15 protein-coding genes are annotated in these 16,801 nt (G+C 52.0%); 8 read left to right on the top strand and 7 right to left on the bottom strand.

The genetic code is table 11. The features are described 5' to 3' along the window. Positions 1–64 precede the first annotated feature (64 nt). Both SH302x_RS14490 and SH302x_RS14495 read right to left on the bottom strand, forming a co-directional pair. Positions 65–460, bottom strand: coding sequence for a TerB family tellurite resistance protein (locus SH302x_RS14490; RefSeq protein ID WP_479363120.1), 396 nt, complete (start codon positions 458–460; stop codon positions 65–67). 60 nt (positions 461–520) lie between these two features. Next, complete coding sequence (locus tag SH302x_RS14495; protein ID WP_479363121.1) at positions 521–1,573, bottom strand: SPFH domain-containing protein; 1,053 nt, start codon at positions 1,571–1,573, stop codon at positions 521–523. Between the two features lie 244 nt (positions 1,574–1,817). Between SH302x_RS14495 and SH302x_RS14500 the strand changes: the two genes are divergently transcribed. Together SH302x_RS14500 and SH302x_RS14505 are read left to right on the top strand one after the other, a co-directional pair. Next, entirely contained in the window at positions 1,818–3,752 is a 1,935-nt protein-coding gene (locus SH302x_RS14500; RefSeq protein WP_479363122.1) for a sensor histidine kinase, read from the top strand. Beyond that, the gene (locus SH302x_RS14505) at positions 3,739–4,398 is read left to right on the top strand and encodes a response regulator (RefSeq protein ID WP_479363123.1); all 660 of its coding nucleotides are present in this window, start codon (positions 3,739–3,741) and stop codon (positions 4,396–4,398) included. The genes SH302x_RS14500 and SH302x_RS14505 overlap by 14 nt, the downstream gene beginning before the upstream one ends. A 518-nt stretch (positions 4,399–4,916) precedes the next feature. On the opposite strand, the gene SH302x_RS14510 is transcribed toward SH302x_RS14505, so the two are convergent. Then, positions 4,917–6,125, bottom strand: a complete 1,209-nt coding sequence (locus tag SH302x_RS14510) for a hypothetical protein (protein WP_479363124.1) — start codon at positions 6,123–6,125, stop codon at positions 4,917–4,919. A 556-nt stretch (positions 6,126–6,681) separates the two neighbouring features. Here SH302x_RS14510 and SH302x_RS14515 point away from each other — a divergent pair. From SH302x_RS14515 to SH302x_RS14540, 6 genes are all read left to right on the top strand, one after another. Continuing rightward, the gene (locus SH302x_RS14515) at positions 6,682–7,119 is read left to right on the top strand and encodes a hypothetical protein (protein WP_479363125.1); all 438 of its coding nucleotides are present in this window, start codon (positions 6,682–6,684) and stop codon (positions 7,117–7,119) included. Between the two features lie 129 nt (positions 7,120–7,248). Next, on the top strand, positions 7,249–8,643 hold the full coding sequence (locus tag SH302x_RS14520; RefSeq protein ID WP_479363126.1) for an efflux RND transporter periplasmic adaptor subunit: 1,395 nt from the start codon (positions 7,249–7,251) through the stop codon (positions 8,641–8,643). 11 nt (positions 8,644–8,654) lie between these two features. Further along, entirely contained in the window at positions 8,655–9,395 is a 741-nt protein-coding gene (locus SH302x_RS14525) for a GNAT family N-acetyltransferase (protein ID WP_479363127.1), read from the top strand. Then, positions 9,396–12,839 carry an efflux RND transporter permease subunit gene (locus SH302x_RS14530; RefSeq protein ID WP_479363128.1) on the top strand — a complete coding sequence of 1,148 codons (3,444 nt, stop codon included), beginning with the start codon at positions 9,396–9,398 and terminating at the stop codon, positions 12,837–12,839. An 11-nt stretch (positions 12,840–12,850) separates the two neighbouring features. Next, positions 12,851–13,378 (top strand): hypothetical protein, encoded by a 528-nt coding sequence (locus SH302x_RS14535; RefSeq protein WP_479363129.1) that lies wholly within the window; start codon positions 12,851–12,853, stop codon positions 13,376–13,378. Positions 13,379–13,451: 73 nt separating this feature from the next. After that, a complete protein-coding gene (locus SH302x_RS14540) occupies positions 13,452–13,784 on the top strand; it encodes a hypothetical protein (protein ID WP_479363130.1) in 333 nt (110 codons plus the stop codon). A gap of 48 nt (positions 13,785–13,832) precedes the next feature. On the opposite strand, the gene SH302x_RS14545 is transcribed toward SH302x_RS14540, so the two are convergent. From SH302x_RS14545 to SH302x_RS14560, 4 genes are read right to left on the bottom strand one after another with little or no spacing between them, the layout of a single operon-like run. After that, a complete protein-coding gene (locus SH302x_RS14545; protein ID WP_479363131.1) occupies positions 13,833–14,258 on the bottom strand; it encodes a chromate resistance protein ChrB domain-containing protein in 426 nt (141 codons plus the stop codon). A 6-nt stretch (positions 14,259–14,264) separates the two neighbouring features. Next, positions 14,265–14,708 carry a Chromate resistance protein ChrB gene (locus SH302x_RS14550; RefSeq protein ID WP_479363132.1) on the bottom strand — a complete coding sequence of 148 codons (444 nt, stop codon included), beginning with the start codon at positions 14,706–14,708 and terminating at the stop codon, positions 14,265–14,267. A 13-nt stretch (positions 14,709–14,721) separates the two neighbouring features. Next, the gene (locus tag SH302x_RS14555) at positions 14,722–15,969 is read right to left on the bottom strand and encodes a chromate transporter (protein ID WP_479363133.1); all 1,248 of its coding nucleotides are present in this window, start codon (positions 15,967–15,969) and stop codon (positions 14,722–14,724) included. After that, on the bottom strand, positions 15,891–16,235 hold the full coding sequence (locus SH302x_RS14560; protein ID WP_479369323.1) for a hypothetical protein: 345 nt from the start codon (positions 16,233–16,235) through the stop codon (positions 15,891–15,893). Before SH302x_RS14560 ends, SH302x_RS14555 begins: the two co-directional genes overlap by 79 nt. Positions 16,236–16,801: the final 566 nt, after the last annotated feature.

Genomic DNA, 16,801 nt, shown 5'->3' on the forward strand with positions numbered 1-16,801 from the left:
GTAATCGATGTGCAAGCCATTTACGCATGGTGGATTCCGCCAGACCTCTGTGACTGTGACATCGCTACAGTTTCGTTGCGTTAGAATTTGCAATGCATGCGTCGTACAACGCCTGGAATTCGGCACAGACTTGGCTAGCCTCGCCTTTCAGTTCTCGAATCAATTTCTTCTCGCGATCGCTAATCTTGCCGTCCGCAAAGACCAGCTTCCGCAGCCATCCCGCAGCCTCAGCGCCGATCATACCGTCGCTGAGGAGGTGTTTCTTTATCGCGTTGTAAAAGAACCGCTCAAAGGCTGGGGAAACTCGATCGACTCGCTTGAACAACTCTAATAGTAACTCGGCTTCCAACCGGTCGATCTTTCCATCAGCAGAAACTAGTGTCCGCAACTGTTCTACCTCATGACCCTCGACCTTGCCGTTTGCCAAAAGTTCTTTCTGCAGCATTCGCAAATCAGTCATCGTTCGATCCTAAAGAGTTACTCAAACGTGTTTGAAACAAAAAATAACATTGGGTGGTTATTAGGTTTTGGTCGTCGTGTTTCCGCGACGCATCGAGGGCGATTCCGGAGCTTCTAGCAGGTGCCCGTTGCCGCTAGCGGGTACAACGTCCAACCGTGAATTTGACAATTCGGCTTGCTGGCTAGGTTGCATTGTCTGATTGGCCTCGATCATGGCGTTACGTATTTGATCGCTCAAACTAGTCAAATTGCCGGGCGAGTGTGGAATCAGAATTGTGTTTGATCGAGATGAGGCACCGATATCCTTGAGCGTATCGAAGTACTGGGTCATGAGTACGAGATTCATAACGTCCTTGGCCGTCGTGCCCGGCACAGATCTCTGGAACTCATCCACTGAATCTCGTAGGCCCTCGACGATGGCCTTGCGTTGGTCGGCAATGCCGCGACCCTGCAATGCCTTGCTCTCGGCGTCGCCTTCGGCTGCCTTGACCTTCAGGATTCGATCCGCTTCGCCCTTTTCGGTCGCTGCGACTCGCATTCGCTGTGCGGCGTTAATCTCGTTCATCGACTCCTTCACTTTGGAATCAGGATCGATGTCGGTAACGAGTGCCTTGAGGATGCCGTAGCCGAAACCTTCCATCACTTGAGCGAGTTCGCTTTTGACGATGTCAGCGATGTCGTCCTTTTTCTCGAAGACGTCATCGAGCCTGATCTTAGGAACTTGAGCCCGTACAACATCGAAGACATACGCTGTAATCTGTCGCCCCGCATCATCGAGCTTGTAGAACGCATCGTAGACTTTCTCCGGCATCACGAAGTACTGCACAGCGACAATCAACTGAACGAATACATTGTCCTCAGTCTTGGTTTCGATCTTGACATCCAGTTGCTGCACTCGCAGGTTTACACGTCCGACAACCCGGTCGATGAAAGGCACTTTGACGTTAAGTCCCGGTCCGGCTTCCCGTACAAATTTACCAAGACGCTGAACGATGGCCGTCGTGCGTTGCTGGACTGTGAAGAACGTTGAAATCAGCGCGGCGATTACCACGATTGCTGCGATCACCGTAAGACCAAGTGCAACCGCCGAGTAGATGGATGGTTCGTCGAACATGGTCAAAGTCTCCTGAGAAAGTTATTTGGGCCGCTTGGGCATGGGAAATCCCGAGCCGCTGCCACAGATTATGCGGCGTAACCGGACCGGCAGTAATCGATGCACGAACCATTTCACAATGGCGGAATCAACCACTTTCTTGGAGCAAAGTTGCTACAATGCTTCTTGAATACGGGCTCTAGCTAGCCATGATCAAAAGTCGCTCAAACCGCGACAATCCACACGAATCCAGCGAGAATTGGAAATGCAGCGACCTGCCGCAATGCCTACTGAAATTGAGCGAATGTACCGTTGCCTACGTGACGCTGTCTCCGACTACCATTACCACGTCCGGGTTGAAGATGGCCGCATCGTTCAGAAAATCCACGGTGCCACCTGTGAGCAGATAACTGGATTTACGCCGGAAGAGTTCGCCGCCAATCCTGATTTGTGGATTGCAATCGTACTGGACGAAGATCAGCAGATTTTCCAACAGCAAACGGCCGAATTGCTGTCCGGTCACCCGCCGCACCCGATCGAATACCGAATCCGCCGCAAGGATTGTCGAATCCGCTGGATCAACAAAATCGTTGTTCCCCACTACGACAACCAAGGCAAGTTGATTGCATACGACAGCCTGCTTCGTGATATCACCGAGCAAAAGAAAGTAGAAACCGATCTCCGCCGAAGTGAAGAACAATTCCGGTTTTTATTCGAAGATGATCTAACAGGCAACTACTTGGCTGATCCGAACGGCGAAATAATCCTCTGCAACCAAGCGTTCGTCGAAATCTTCGGTTTTACTAGCCGGGCGGAGGCCATCGGCAGCAATCTGGCAAATCTCTATTTGGGCCCCCTTTCCTGGCCAAGCTTCATTCAGTTGCTCACTAACGACAAGACCTTGCAACGTTTTGAGCGAGCAGGCCGCCACAGTGACGGGACCATTCGCCATGTCATCGAAACGGTGCTTGGAACATTCAACACTTCCGACGAGTTGATAAGAATCAAGGGCTATATTTTTGATGACACAAACTCAAAACTCTCCTCCGCCAGGCTCGAGCGACAAACTAAAGAACTAGCAGAACTTGTATCGCTTCGTACTCAGGAGTTGCGTGACAAACACGAACATCTACAAGCCATATGGAACTCAGCATTTGATGCCATTTTCACGATAGATAGCCTCGGAGTAATCGAAACCGTCAATCGCGCTGCGGAAAGGATGTTCGGTTACTCAGCCACTGAGATGATCGGTGCGAACGTTAAGATGCTCATGCCAAGGCCCTACAGCGAAGAGCATGACGGTTACATCCAGCGTTATCGAAATACGGGCGAGGCGCGAATCCTCAATTTACCTCGTGAACTTATCGCTAAGCACAAAAATGGCTCCACGTTTCCAATCGACTTGTCAGTCACGCAAGTTGAAAATTCCGCATACTTCACAGGGATCATCCGCGACATTTCGGATCGCAAAAGATTACAACGTCACATTCTGGAAATTGCATCTGAGGAACAGCGCCGAATTGGTCGAGAATTACATGATGGCACTGGCCAAGAACTGACAGGCCTTTCATTGACTACCGGAACATTGCTGGAAATGCTGGACATGACACCAGTTGACATAGTTGATGGACACACGCTGCGGCAACTCGACGAAACAGCATTCACTCGAATTCGTGACATGGTTGTAAAAACGTATCGAAAACTTATCGAGGCGAATCGTCACGTGCACGAACTTTCGCATGGTATCATGCCAGTTCAAATTGATGCTGAGTCGTTGCAGTCTTCGTTGGCAGAGTTGGCAGCTTCCACGAATAACCCTCCGACGATACGTTGCCGCTTCGATTGCCCACTGCCAATTGCGATTGGCAGTAACTCAGTCGCGACCCATTTGTATCGAATCGCTCAGGAAGCCGTCAACAACGCAATTAAGCACAGTCAGGCGAACGAGATTGTCATATCACTGCATCAACACGATCAAGAAATCGTATTAGAAATCCTGGACGATGGCGTAGGAATTGACGCCGCCTACAGCCAGATCGTCGCAGCGAGAAAAGACCATGGCATGGGGATGCGGACGATGCAGTACCGTGCTGGAATCATCGGAGGAACACTGCAGATTCAACGTCGCGATGCAGGCGGGACGGCAATCAAATGCGTTACACTTCAACCGATTGAGAGGGATTCATATGACAAAACGTAACGGCCCGGTGAAGATCGTTATTGTCGATGACCATCCATCTGTCCGGGATGGATTGTCGATGCGCATCGCATTGCACGCAGACTTGTATGTGTGTGGAGAGGCAGAGTCAGAGGAGGAGGCATTCGCAATGGTTAAGCAATCGACCCCCGACTTGGTCCTAGTTGATATTTCCTTGAAGAATGGTAACGGAATCGAGTTGTTAAAACGTATTCAATCTCATGATCCTAAAATAAAAATGATGGTTGTCTCCGGTTTTCAAGAATTGATCTACGCTGAGCGGGCTTGCCGGGCAGGTGCCATGGGTTATTTGAACAAACAGGAATCTAGTGAAAAACTGATAGAAGCAATTCGGACAGTGCTTTCCGGCGAACGCTATTTAAGCCCGGCGATGAGCCGTCGGCTTATCAATCAATCCCTGGGGGCTCGCGATTCAGCGAAAACGCCGATCGAGAATCTAACAAATCGCGAACTTGAAATTTTCCGGATGATTGGTGAAGGTTTAGCCAGTAGCGCAATCGCAAATCGTCTTCTACTCAGCACACACACCATCGACACCCACCGCGAAAACATCAAGCGCAAGTTAGGCACAAAGAACGCAGCTGAGTTAACTCGAGTCGCGATCCAATTTCTACTTGAGAATGGCTAATTGACAGATCCATCAGAGCTGCTGTGCGGACAATCGCGGCTGGGTTGTTCGCGGAATCGCATAACCCAGGTCACAAATGCAGGAGGCAGGGCGAGCGACCGTTCGTAACTAGTTCGTTCCACTCAACTTCTCTGTTTGGTTAGGAAACTGACCGCAGTAGGTTATTCGAAGAAGCCGGTGTCTTGCAGCAACGCAAAATACCGGCTTTTTTCGTATTTTCCTGCAATCTTCCGGGTCTCGATCACTCCACAGAGACTCGATTTCCGTCCGCGACTCTCGCCAAAACAGCCCCTCTCTGGGGTCCGATCAGAGACAAATACTCTCAGAGTCTCTGGGTTATGAAAAACGCCGGGTTAACGACTCTGGGTTATGAAATGTCTGCCTGACATGACTTTCTTTTCTGTTCATTGATCTGCCTCACTAGGAGGCCCAAAGTTGCGAAATTTGGTTCTGGGGAATGGAGAATCGCGGGGGTAATCGCGAGATACCTTGGACGGGTGCAAATCGTGTTTTGTAGTTTACGCGGCCTGTGAGCGGCTGCGAATGCATGCAATTGATGCAGGCCTTTCGGCCCAGAATTTTGCGAGCAGGTGTGGGGAGTCGATGTGATCAGCAGCTAAATGCAGGATAGCGTTCGCGGCTCGGTCCCAAAACTTTTCGGTTCCTTTGACTCGTTTATTGATCTGCTTGATCGTCGATTCGATGTGGCTACTGGTAATTGGCAATCCTTGCCTGCGGTACTCTGGATAGTTCATGCGTTCGCGCTGATTTGTCAGGTACGTTAAGGCTCGTGCTACGTTATATCGCTGTGTTGTTGTGCTTTCGTCTTTCGTTGGCTTGCCGATCTTTTCTTGCTCAGCCTGCAAAGCTTCGATGATCAGACTGACATTCCCCTCCCAAAGCCACTGTGCCCGTTGAAGGTACAGTGCCCAGCCATCGTCTTTCGATCTACCTGCCATTGATGCCGCGAAAACGTAACATATCGCATGGATGAAGTCGACGATTGGAGTGTAATGTGAGAACCACTGTTCCCATACTCTCCAGTTGGCTGATTGACCATCGCAGACAAACGCCTTACGAGCGGCTGCGTTGAAACCTTGTGCATGGGCAGCGGAAGCTAACTGCAAGCCGAATTCAGTACTGCACATCATACTGGCTACAACACTGCGCGAGTCGACTTTGGGCGTATGATCCTCCAACGCGTCAAGCAGCTCTTGCTTGGTTGGGCTAAGTTCATCGCTTGGCTCGTTGGAGGACGAAAAACCTTTAATTTCGCTACACATTTTGTGCATTTTGGCTTGATCAGTGAAGGTAGTCGGCAGTGTTGGAATTGGATCAACACGGCTGGTTTCGCTTGTCATGTGCAACAAGCAGCCAACTTTCGATTCACGCCAGAAACCGCTTTGCTCTTTATCCTTTTCCGTTATCTCAGCCAGTTCTTCGGTAGCACATCGCTCGCGAATTTGAATGCGGCCACCGTCCATCTGAACACATGCAACTTGTGGTACTTGGACGCCTTCGGGAGCTAACTGTCGCGCCGGAAGATGCAGAGCATCGTAGGACTCCTGAGCTCGGGCGGATTGGGCAACTCGTTCGTTTCCGATGCGCTCAGTAGCGCGACGAATACGTTGCGATGATATTTTGGCTTCGGCTAATTTACAGACGTCCTCGGCGGCATGAACGAAGCTATTACTACGCGATCCAGCGTAGACGACTTTCTCGAGCATCGCAGGCGTCATATTACAGTCGGGATCAACTCCGATTAGCGGGGTCAGAGGGAAAAAAAGACTTCCGACATTTCGAGCAGAAGTACTCTGGTTCCGTTATCCGCAGCTTGCCTCGCCTTGCGTCTAGCAGCCGCTTCCGCTCGCCTTTGAACTGCCCCGGGCTACTACAAACTGGGCAACAGCATTGGGTTGTCGGCTCACCTAAAACAATCTGCTTGGCCGACTTTTTCTGAGCAATCGACTTAGCAACTTCATCACCGACTTGAACCCCGAAGTCCTCTATCGCCGAAAGCAAGCAATTATGCTTGCCTTGAGATACTGGCCCAAATTCCGCTTCGAGCGATTCAACAAACTCCTCAATTCGACGCTGTAGTTCTGAGCTAGTTGCCATCCTGGCTTACCTCATCCAATACAAGTTATCCTCAAATAAAAACGCCGACTCCTAGTCTACCCCACCTATAGATAAAACTCCAACAGCAGTCTGCAAACCGCAATCTGCACCCCCTTGGACGGATATACCTTTACAGACTAGGTTTGAACAGATAGGATCTAATGAATGAACCGGTTTGTGACGATTTTGCTGATTCCATTTCTTCTTGTGGGCAATGCGCTTGCTCACTCGCACGGGATGGCTGCGCATCAATCGTCGAACAACGGACGGGCTCACATTCACGTCGCAAGTGCCCCTCATCACGGGCACCACAGCCATGATTCCGATGGTCATCATCACGGACATGACCACGAGAGCGATGGGCATGAATCGGCACCGGTAACGCCAGTCGACCACGATTCAGACGCCATCTACCTGGCATCAGCCGACGATGCGTTTACCCCGACCGATCGCGTTTCCTTCGAGTTAGGGTGCTCCTGTTTTTTTGATGCACCGTTGTGCATCGTCGACGATTCTCGTCCACCCGCGGCCGTCTCTTTTACACCGACCGCAAGTACCCCTGAGCTACCGCTCTATCTGCTTCATGCTGCGCTAAGGCTCTGATGGCACCCACCTGAAAGCTTTCTTGCTTTCAGCCGCTGCGTTTCTTGTCTCAAGCCGTTACCTGCTGACTCGTTCCATCAAGTTCCAACTTGACCAAGAGCAGCTACATTCCATGAAGATCCGCAAATCATGTATTCCCATCGTGTGTTCGCACGCATGTGCGTCCTCGCAGCCCTCGTGGTGCTGCCACTGCTAGGTTGCGCTCCTCGCGAATCCGCCAGCAGTCCGAGTGCTCAATCTGAACAGAAGAACCCGGAGAAGCCTGAGCTTCGAATTCTTGAGCTTGGGGAGCAAGCCAGAAAGAATCTAAATCTCGTTGTCAAATCGGTACGGCCCTCTGATTATTGGCGAACGATTTCAATCCCAGGTGTCGTCGCCGATCGTCCGGGCATTTCCGATCGAGGCGTTACTTCGCCGGCTGTGGGTGTCGTATCGGAGATCCATGTATTTCCAGGAGATACCGTTCGCCCAGGCCAACGATTGGTCACCGTGCGACTGTTTAGCGAATACCTGCAAGCAACCCAGACACAGCTCTTCAAGGCTTCACACGAGTCGATCTTGGTTCAGAATCAAATCGATCGCCTAGGTGATGCAGCCGCCTCTGGTGCCGTCTCCGGTTCGCGATTGGTCGAACTCAGAAATGAACAGCAGCGACAGCAGGCAATGATCCAAGCTGCGAAGCAAGAGCTACTCAATCGCGGTTTGACAATAGCGCAAATCGATTCGATTGCTGCTGGCACCTTTGTATCAGCCATCGATGTAGTCGCACCTCCTCCGCGAGCCGACTTGGCCATGCTTCAAGGCTTGGTGAAGGACCCGATCCAGACAGTCAGCTACTCGGACGGAGCCGACGTCACTTACGAAGTTCAGTCGCTGGCCGCTGAGCTTGGACAAACGGTTCAAGCTGGCGAGCTGATTGTGAATCTAGCCAATCACCAAGCACTGTACATCATCGGCCACGCTTTTAAACGGGAAGCTGGACTGATCGAACAGGCTACCCAGCGCAGCACGCCTGTACAAATCCAGTTTGCGGAAGACTCAGCCGAGTTATGGCCTTCACTCGATCAGCAGTTTCAGATTCGCCACTTGTCCAACACGATCGATCTTGAAACTCGCACGTTTGACTTTTTCGTGCCGCTACAAAATCAGTCACGCACTTATGAGAAGAACGGTAGCACGTTTCTGGTTTGGCGATTTCGCCCGGGGCAACGCACTCGAATTGAAGTGCCAGTAGAAAGGTTTGAGAAAGTCTATGTCCTGCCCTCCGAAGCTCTCGTACGTGAAGGCCCTGAAGCATATGTCTATCAGCAAAACGGCGACCTCTTCAATCAACTCTCTGTGCATGTCGTCTATGAAGATCGATTGAACGTCGTTCTTGCTAACGACGGCAGCATCTCTCCGGGATTCTTCTTGGCTCAAAACTCGGCCGCATCGCTGCGGCGTGTACTCAAAGCTCAATCGGCAAGCGGACAGCAACCAGGTCTTCACGTTCATGCGGACGGTACCGTCCACGCAGCTCATTAAGGAGAATGACTATGATCGAACAACTGCAAATACTTGCATACAAGTTGTCTCGCAGATTCTTCACCATAAATGTCTCTCGTTTTATGACGGTGAATATTGGGCGCATTATCCAACACCAGACAACGCACGAGCTTTCCATCTTCGATTCTGCTGAGGCACTTACGGAGCGGTTTCCAAGCATTTTCGATACTCACCCCGAATGGTGTTCACTTCTAAACATGCGCAATGTGAAGCTTTGTTGCGCGATTGAAAATGACAAAATTGTTGGACGACTCTGGTCGATCGCGAACCGCGTTCCACCAGAACTTAATCACGATGGCCCCGATGCGACAAGGTTACCACTCGAATTGCCTGATGACATGGTGTTCGTCTTTGATGTCTGTGTTGATCCTGATCATCGCGGGAAACGCATCTATCCAGCGATGTTTTATCATGCAAGCAATCATCTTTATGAAACAGATGGGATTCGCCAATTCTTAATCACGGTGGACTTCGCTAATCGTCCGGCTAAGCGGGCGGCAGACCGCAAGGGTTTTAGGGAAGTCGGACGTTCGTCCTTGATGCGATTGGGGCCATTCTCATTTGCTCGCTATCCCGACGCAAAACTATCGCCTGTCAAGATTGGCAGGTATTTCGGTGACCTCAATTCGAACCGCCCACAGTTAGCCTGTGAGTCTGGCGATTCTTCCCCGGTGAGTCAGTTCGATTCACAAGAACACACTTCTTCTGAACGACTTAACGGTGCTGAGTAAATGTTAGATCACATAATCAGATTGTCGCTCCGTTATCGTGCATTGGTGATTATCACCAGCCTAGTGGTGCTCGTATACGGCTCGTACCTCACAACCACGTTATCGATCGACGTGTTTCCAGATTTGGACCGACCACGCGTGATCATCATCACCGAAGCGCCGGGGCTGGCCACCGAAGAAGTTGAGACACTCGTTACACAGCCGATCGAAATTGCGCTGATGGGAGCCAGTGGCGTCCAAGCCGTGCGTAGCCAAACCACTGCTGGTCTCAATGTTGTCTACATCGAGTTCGACTGGTCCACCGACATTCGCGCCGCTCGTCAGACCGTTAGCGAACGATTGACGACGCTCGAAGGCATTTTGCCTGAAGGTGTCTTGCCTCAAATGACTCCGCCTTCTTCGATCATGGGACAGATCGTGGTTGCAGGCATCTACAGACAAACCGGGCCCAACGGCGGACGCTTAGCATCAGTAGGACAGACGAAGCTGATGGCAGAGATTCTCTCTGGTGATGATAGGCCATCGTTGAAGCTTTGGCGTGCTACTGAACGTCGCAAACCTGAAATGTGGGAGGCAGTGCCCTTTGAAATAGTAGAACCATTGCAGCTTTACGGTGAAAATTCAGCCGAGCGATATAAGGCTACTGTCAAACTCGATTCCGGCGTGCACGAGATCCAGTTCGAATCGGAGGCTAAGCAGCTTCTGGAGTTGCGAACTATCGCTGATTGGGTAATCAGGCCGCGTCTTCTGAAGGTTAACGGAGTCGCGGAAGTCTTCATGCAAGGGGGAGATCGCAAGCAGTATCAAGTCCTGCTCGATCCGACCGCGCTTCTCGAATATGACGTGACTGTACAGGACGTCGAGAGAGCACTTAGCGAAAGCAATATCAACACTAGCGGCGGCTTCGCCATCAAGGGCGAATCGGAACGTCCTATTCGAATTCTCGGAAGGCTCGGCACCGGCGGTCGCAGCGTGATTGACGAGCTGCTCAAGGTACCCGTGGCCAAGTCATCCAAACGAAGCATTCTTCTTGAACAAGTGGCATCGGTCGTAGAAGGTCCGGAGCTGAAGCGAGGGGACGGCAGCGTCAATGGACAAAGCGGCATTGTCTTTACTGTGGTGAAGCAGCCTCATATCGACACCCGTAAGTTGACCGATAACGCGGCGGCTGCTTTTGCCGAAGTAGAGGCTTCGTTACCAGCCGATATCATCATCAACTCCGAACTCTTTCGACTCAAGAACTTCATCGATCGCGGTGTATTCAACGTTGCCGAAGCACTGGCCATCGGCGCGGTACTCGTGGTCATCGTGCTGTTCTTGTTCTTGCTAAATTTCCGGACGACATTCATTACGCTCACCGCTATCCCCATGTCGCTGGTGATGACCACGCTTGTCTTTCGCTTCATTGGGTGGATCAGCGGTAGCGAACTCTCAATCAACGTGATGACACTTGGCGGAATCGCCGTCGCGATGGGCGAACTCGTCGATGACGCAATTGTGGATGTAGAGAACATTTTCCGCAGGTTGAAGGAGAACAACCGACTCGCTCAACCTCTACCCGCCATCGATGTCGTTTATCACGCCAGCAAAGAGATTCGCAGCTCGATTCTGTTTGGCACGATTGTGGTGATCCTCGTCTTCCTGCCTCTATTCGCACTTTCGGGCGTTGAAGGACGGTTGTTCACACCGCTGGGCTTCGCCTACATCGTCTCGATCTTGTCCTCGTTCGCGGTCTCGCTAACGGTGACACCGGTTCTTTCGTACTACTTGCTTCCGTCTTCGAAGGCGACTCATCTTGAGCAGGACGGCCCTGTATTGCGAGCGCTCAAGTGGATGGTAAGTCCGCTGATACGGATCAGCATGAGAATTCCAAGCTTACTTTTAATCGCCACCTGGGTCATCGTCGCCGTGGCAGGGTGGCAACTCGCGCAGCTCGGACGGAATTTCCTTCCTGCTTTCGACGAAGGGAGTGTTCAAGTCAACGTGACACTTCCCCCGGGCTCATCGCTGCAAGCGTCGAACCAAGTGTCAACGAGTATCGACGGCGTTTTCAAGTCGATGCAAAAAAGCAAAGCGAATCCAGATGGGGCGATCTTAAACTTCGTGCGCCGGACAGGACGCGCTCAGATGGATGAGCACGCTTCGCCGGTGAACTTTGGCGAGTACATCCTCAGCATGAACCCGGAGGCCGACCACAACCGCGATGTGATGATCGCTGAACTGCGCGAACGGATTAGCAAAGAGGTGCCAGGGGTCGATATCGAAGTGGAACAGCCTCTGGCTCACTTGATCAGTCATATGGTGTCAGGCGTCTATGCGCAAATCGCGATCAAGATTCATGGTGATGATCTCGACACGCTTTTGACACTAGCTGATCAGGTTAAGTCATCGATCGCTGAGATTCCTGGATTGACTCCACCGATTGTCGAGCCCGTGCAAATGACGCCAGAGCTGCATATCCAGCTTCGAGGCGACGATCTCGCCATGCATGGACTCACGCGGCAATATGTGGCCACAGTCCTTCAGACGGCACTGCAAGGTCAAGTCGTCTCTGAAGTGCTTGAGGGACAACGCCGCTTTGACCTGCTGGTACGACTCGTAGAAGCCTATCGTGCTGACTATGCGAACTTAGGCCTGCTCCGCATTGATCTCCCTCATCAAGACGGACAACCAGAACGTGGCCAAATTGAACTTCGAGATGTCGCGACAATCTACGAAGGTGCGGGACCCAACTCGGTCAATCGCGAGAACGCGCGCAGGCGGATCGTCATCCGCTGCAACACCGAGGGCCGCGACTTAGCCAGTGCCGTCGCCGAGATCCAGCAACTTGTCAATGCGGATGTGGCGATGCCAGTTGGTTACTACGTCGAGTATGGCGGGCAGTTTGAGAGCCAGCAGAACGCGACGCAGCTGATCATGATTCTGGCTGGCCTCTCGGTCGTCGGCATGTTTGGCGTCTTGATGATTCTATTCCCATCTGTACGCATCGTCTTGCAGATTTTGAATGCTCTACCGACAGCGTTCATCGGAGGCGTGTTTGCGTTAGTGATTACCGAGCAAACGCTGACCGTCGCGAGCCTCGTCGGATTCATATCCCTTGGCGGAATCGCGGTGCGAAATGGGATTCTTCTTGTGACTCATTACTTTCACCTGATGAAGGAAGAAGGTGAAGAGTTCTCGCAATCGATGATTGTGCGCGGCAGTTTAGAACGCTTGGCACCTGTTCTGATGACAGCGCTGACGGCCGGTATCGGCTTGATTCCGCTGGTGATTGGCGGCCAAGAACCGGGGCGTGAGATTCTCTACCCGGTTGCGACCGTCATCCTTGGCGGATTGATGACTTCGACGTTTTGTGAATTCTTGATTCACCCTGGTTTGTTTTGGAAATTCAGCGGTCAGGACGCCAAGCGATTGGTGGACGCTGATAAGGCAACTTCAATTTGAGGAAATTTGAGATGAAGCGATTTAGTTTTGGATTGGCTTTGGCGGCAGTGATTGGATTCAATGGCTGCAATAAGCCAGCCGATACGCCGGCGGAACCTGCTACAAGCACCGCCAGCGATCAAAGCCACGATCATGGGGATGGACCTCACGATCACAGTGCAGAAGGACACTCGCACGGCGCTGGCCCTCACGACGGCACGGTCGCGGATTGGGGTGGTGGCAAGTATCACGTCGAGTTCAAGGTTGATCACGACAAGCAACAAGCTACGGTCTACATACTTGGCAGCGACGAGAAGACGCCTACCCCTATCGATGCTGCATCGATTGAGCTCAGCATCAAAGACCCTGAGATGCAGGTAACGCTACAAGCATCGCCACTGGAAAGCGATCCAGCCGGCAAGTCATCTCGCTTCGTCGGCACCCACGAAAAGCTGGGCGTGGTTCAAGAATACGCCGGCACCATGACAGGCGTTGTTGATGGAACGCCTTATTCGGGCGACTTCAAAGAAGAAGCCCACGGCGACCACGATCACAAATAGTGACCGATTATCATTTTTGTTAGACGCTGCAGTACTGCTTGCGGTGCTGCATGTGCGTTGATGGAGAATGCCGATGTGGGGATTCATTCGCTGGATTTTGGCGTCGATCATCTTGGCAGCTGCTACGCAGATTGCCCAGAAGAATCCCCGCCTCGGCGCATTCGTACTAACACTGCCAATCTTGAGTATCATCGCGATCATCCTACAGTGGCAGCAAAGCCAAGATCTGTCGACCACGTCGAAATTCGCTCGCGAAACACTTGTGCTCGTCCCTCTCGGACTTCCGTTCTTCGTGCCACTCGCATTTGCGGAGCGACTCGGGCTCAACTTCTGGCCTGCCTTCGGCCTTGGTATGCTCCTGGCAAGTTGCACTGTCGGAACCTGGCTGTGGCTTGGTCCAAAGTAGAGTTTCTATCCTTGTCGAAAATCGCGAAACAATGAGTTGATACTTGGTCTATGCAGACGATGCATTCTCCATTTGGAGTCTTGCGTACAGTGCGTCGTAGACGACTCGTCCGCGTTCAATCGCTTCTCGATCATCATGGCTGATGAGTCGCAAGCCCTCGCAAATCAAATCCAGGCCGGCTGCAGCGGGTTCCAGCAGTACCGTTTGAACGGTGTCCGCTTCGTCAATGATGCGAGCGATCCTGTGGAGGATGGGGTCCTTCAGTTCATAGTGGTTTAACAACGCATCGAATGAACAGTGGCCACCATGATGCGAGAATCGAACGTTTGGCACATCGAAAGCTTCTGCTCCGGCTGGGAGTTCGTCGTCACGTTTGATGAATAGAAACTCCGCTTGCGGATCGATCTGGCGAAGAATCAACCAAGCGCATCCAATTCGATCTACGCCTACATTTTCCCACGTCACCCATTTCATGGTTCTTTACTCCTTACCCGCTGCAAGTAGCCTTTCACGCGTTTTCGCTCCGAGCGCAGACGCAAAGAAGTCTTTGGATTGAGCCTCTTGAAATCGCTTGGAAAGCATGCCGAGGTCCCGGTCCTTATTCTTGAGAGCCGAAATGATCTCGCGATACTCGCCCTCAATGACTTCGACGAACCGCTTGCGAAGCTGAACTCCATCGGCTGCGGATATCGATTGTGCTTCCCACAATGTGGCTTCTCCTTTGAGCTCATGGATTTCAGTCACCAGCCACTGGAATTGCTCGCGCGTTCGTTGGGTCTTGGGCAGTACCCATATGGCGTCTTGCAATGAGATGGCACCGAGTTGCTGTAACTTACGCCAAATGAAAACGCGGCCAGCACTCGGCTCGCGCGGGATGCGATAGACAAGAAAAAGCCAATTGCTTGGCCCATTATTCTCTGGCACGTTGTAACCCGAATCATGTTTTCACATAGGGGAAGATCAGCAGTCCGATGATCGCTGCACCAAGCACGATGATGGGCTCTGGAAGCTTTTTGAATTTAAGCAGGAGCCCAATCGTCACAAGCAGAATGATGATTTTCGGAATGTCGGGTAGCGAGCCGTCTTGCAGAATTGTGCGACGGCCTAAGACGACGCAAGCGCCAGCGATCGCACCAACAGCGGCGGCAGTGACACCATCCACAAACGCCACGATGCCGGGCCTCTTACCGTGCTTCTTGAAATACGGCGCTGGTAGAATCGTCAACAGGTAGCACGGAAGAAAGGTCGCCAGCGCAGCCACAGACGCCCCAGCCAAACCGGTTAAAAAATCAGCATCGCGTCCACTAACGATGAAGCCGATGAAGCCGACCGTGATCACAACCGGCCCGGGTGTGATCATCGCGACTGCAACGGCATCGAGAAATTCTTGATCGTTGAGCCAGCCGTATTCCTTGACCACGCCGCCGTAGAGAAAAGGTACGATTGCGAGTCCACTTCCAAACACGAATGCTCCGGCTTTCGCAAAGAAAACGGCGATCTGGGTAAGCAGTTCTTGGAGGGAAGCTTTGGCAGTAGGAATCGCTGCCAGCAGGAAAGATGGTTCGAATGAAGCCGTAGTTGATCCTGATTTCTTCCACGGTGATGTGCGAAGTGCCCAACCCAACATTCCCGCACCCAGAAACAGCCAAATGCTTTCGGACTCAGTAATGATGGTAACTGCCGCGCTGGAGAGAAACAGGAACCAAAGCAGGCTGCTTTTCCCAATCGTTTTGAGAGTGAGCTTGTAAGCACTGATCGTAATGATACCGATGACGGATGCACCTACACCGTAGAACACGGCTTGCATCCAACCGATGCCACCGAAGTGCACGTACGCCCAGCCGAGTGCGACAACCATCAAGAACGACGGAAGAACGAAAGCAACGCCTACCGTGGTGGCACCAAGAATGCCGTAATGAACGTAGCCGAGATAGATTGCCAACTGCGCCGCAAGAGGTCCTGGCATCAGCTGCGCTAGTGCCATGCCTTCCTTGAACTCGGATTCGCTAATCCACTTCTTCTGCTCGACCAAATCCCGGTGCATGTAGCCCACAAGAGCGACAGGGCCACCGAATCCGATCGTGCCCAGTCGAAGCGCATACTTCGTTATTTGCCCAAGAGTGTAGGTTTGTCCGGCTGATTCCATATTTGCGCTGTGTAACAGATCGAGATCTTCCACTGCCATTGAGTCATGGCGGTGTAACCATGGTTACGTTCTCGATAGTCTAGCGGATAATTGAAGAGATCAAAAGCCCGCCCTGTGCAAAAGTATGGGTCGGCATAGTTCACCGGTTTTAGAGCTTGAAATGAGCAGTCGAGCGATGCTGCGGAGACGTATTTGGCTAGCTTGAGGATCAGTTTCTCGATGTCCAAGGCTGGCCACTTTTGCCTTTTCGACGCGCCGAGCTTTTGGCTGCGGCTTCGTAACCCCAGCGGCGGATGGGCTTCCATGTACGAGCGTGGCCAGTTCGTTGCGGGCCGAGCCGAACTTACGTCGTTTTGCTGTTGATCTGACAACGAATGGCGGCTACACTCATTCTTAACGTTGGCGTTAACCCACAGTTCGTACCTCTTCGTACGAAAACAGACCGAACGGGTCTCGAACTTCGTAAGTCCTTGCGTTGCAAGGCTTTACGAATTTCGAGCGCAGAGAGTATTGTCACGAAGAGGGTTGCGCTCGGGGAGCTTTCGTCAAAGTTCTAACTTTGGCGACCAAAAGACTTAACGCCCGGCGTCGAGAGATCGACCGCCGGGCGTTTTTCGTTTCTACCCAGTTTTTCGCGGGTTTCCAACGCTTTTCGCGTTTAGCCGGCCCAAACCGCCGCGCTCTCTGTTTGCGGAGAGATTTCCGTCTCTCGAAAGCAACCTTCGAGGTTGCGCTCGCAGGTGCGAAAAATCGGTCCCGAACTCTCTGACTCTCTCTTTTCGGGGGCCTCCAGAGTTAACAAAGAGTTCTCGTTCGGAGTCCGGTTGAGAACGTATTCGAACTAGGTGAATGCGACCTGAAAAAACACATC

The sequence above is a fragment of the Njordella calcicola genome, from assembly GCF_056494125.1.

Excerpts from the sequence above, each read along its gene's own strand:
- SH302x_RS14535 (WP_479363129.1), top strand. The coding sequence starts at position 12,851 with ATGAAGCGATTTAGTTTTGGATTGGCTTTGGCGGCAGTGATTGGATTC.
- SH302x_RS14510 (WP_479363124.1), bottom strand. The coding sequence starts at position 6,125 with ATGCTCGAGAAAGTCGTCTACGCTGGATCGCGTAGTAATAGCTTCGTT.
- SH302x_RS14545 (WP_479363131.1), bottom strand. The coding sequence starts at position 14,258 with ATGAAATGGGTGACGTGGGAAAATGTAGGCGTAGATCGAATTGGATGC.
- SH302x_RS14505 (WP_479363123.1), top strand. The coding sequence starts at position 3,739 with ATGACAAAACGTAACGGCCCGGTGAAGATCGTTATTGTCGATGACCAT.
- SH302x_RS14490 (WP_479363120.1), bottom strand. The coding sequence starts at position 460 with ATGACTGATTTGCGAATGCTGCAGAAAGAACTTTTGGCAAACGGCAAG.
- SH302x_RS14555 (WP_479363133.1), bottom strand. The coding sequence starts at position 15,969 with ATGGCAGTGGAAGATCTCGATCTGTTACACAGCGCAAATATGGAATCA.
- SH302x_RS14495 (WP_479363121.1), bottom strand. The coding sequence starts at position 1,573 with ATGTTCGACGAACCATCCATCTACTCGGCGGTTGCACTTGGTCTTACG.
- SH302x_RS14530 (WP_479363128.1), top strand. The coding sequence starts at position 9,396 with ATGTTAGATCACATAATCAGATTGTCGCTCCGTTATCGTGCATTGGTG.
- SH302x_RS14560 (WP_479369323.1), bottom strand. The coding sequence starts at position 16,235 with ATGGAAGCCCATCCGCCGCTGGGGTTACGAAGCCGCAGCCAAAAGCTC.
- SH302x_RS14525 (WP_479363127.1), top strand. The coding sequence starts at position 8,655 with ATGATCGAACAACTGCAAATACTTGCATACAAGTTGTCTCGCAGATTC.
- SH302x_RS14520 (WP_479363126.1), top strand. The coding sequence starts at position 7,249 with ATGTATTCCCATCGTGTGTTCGCACGCATGTGCGTCCTCGCAGCCCTC.
- SH302x_RS14500 (WP_479363122.1), top strand. The coding sequence starts at position 1,818 with ATGCAGCGACCTGCCGCAATGCCTACTGAAATTGAGCGAATGTACCGT.
- SH302x_RS14540 (WP_479363130.1), top strand. The coding sequence starts at position 13,452 with ATGTGGGGATTCATTCGCTGGATTTTGGCGTCGATCATCTTGGCAGCT.
- SH302x_RS14515 (WP_479363125.1), top strand. The coding sequence starts at position 6,682 with ATGAACCGGTTTGTGACGATTTTGCTGATTCCATTTCTTCTTGTGGGC.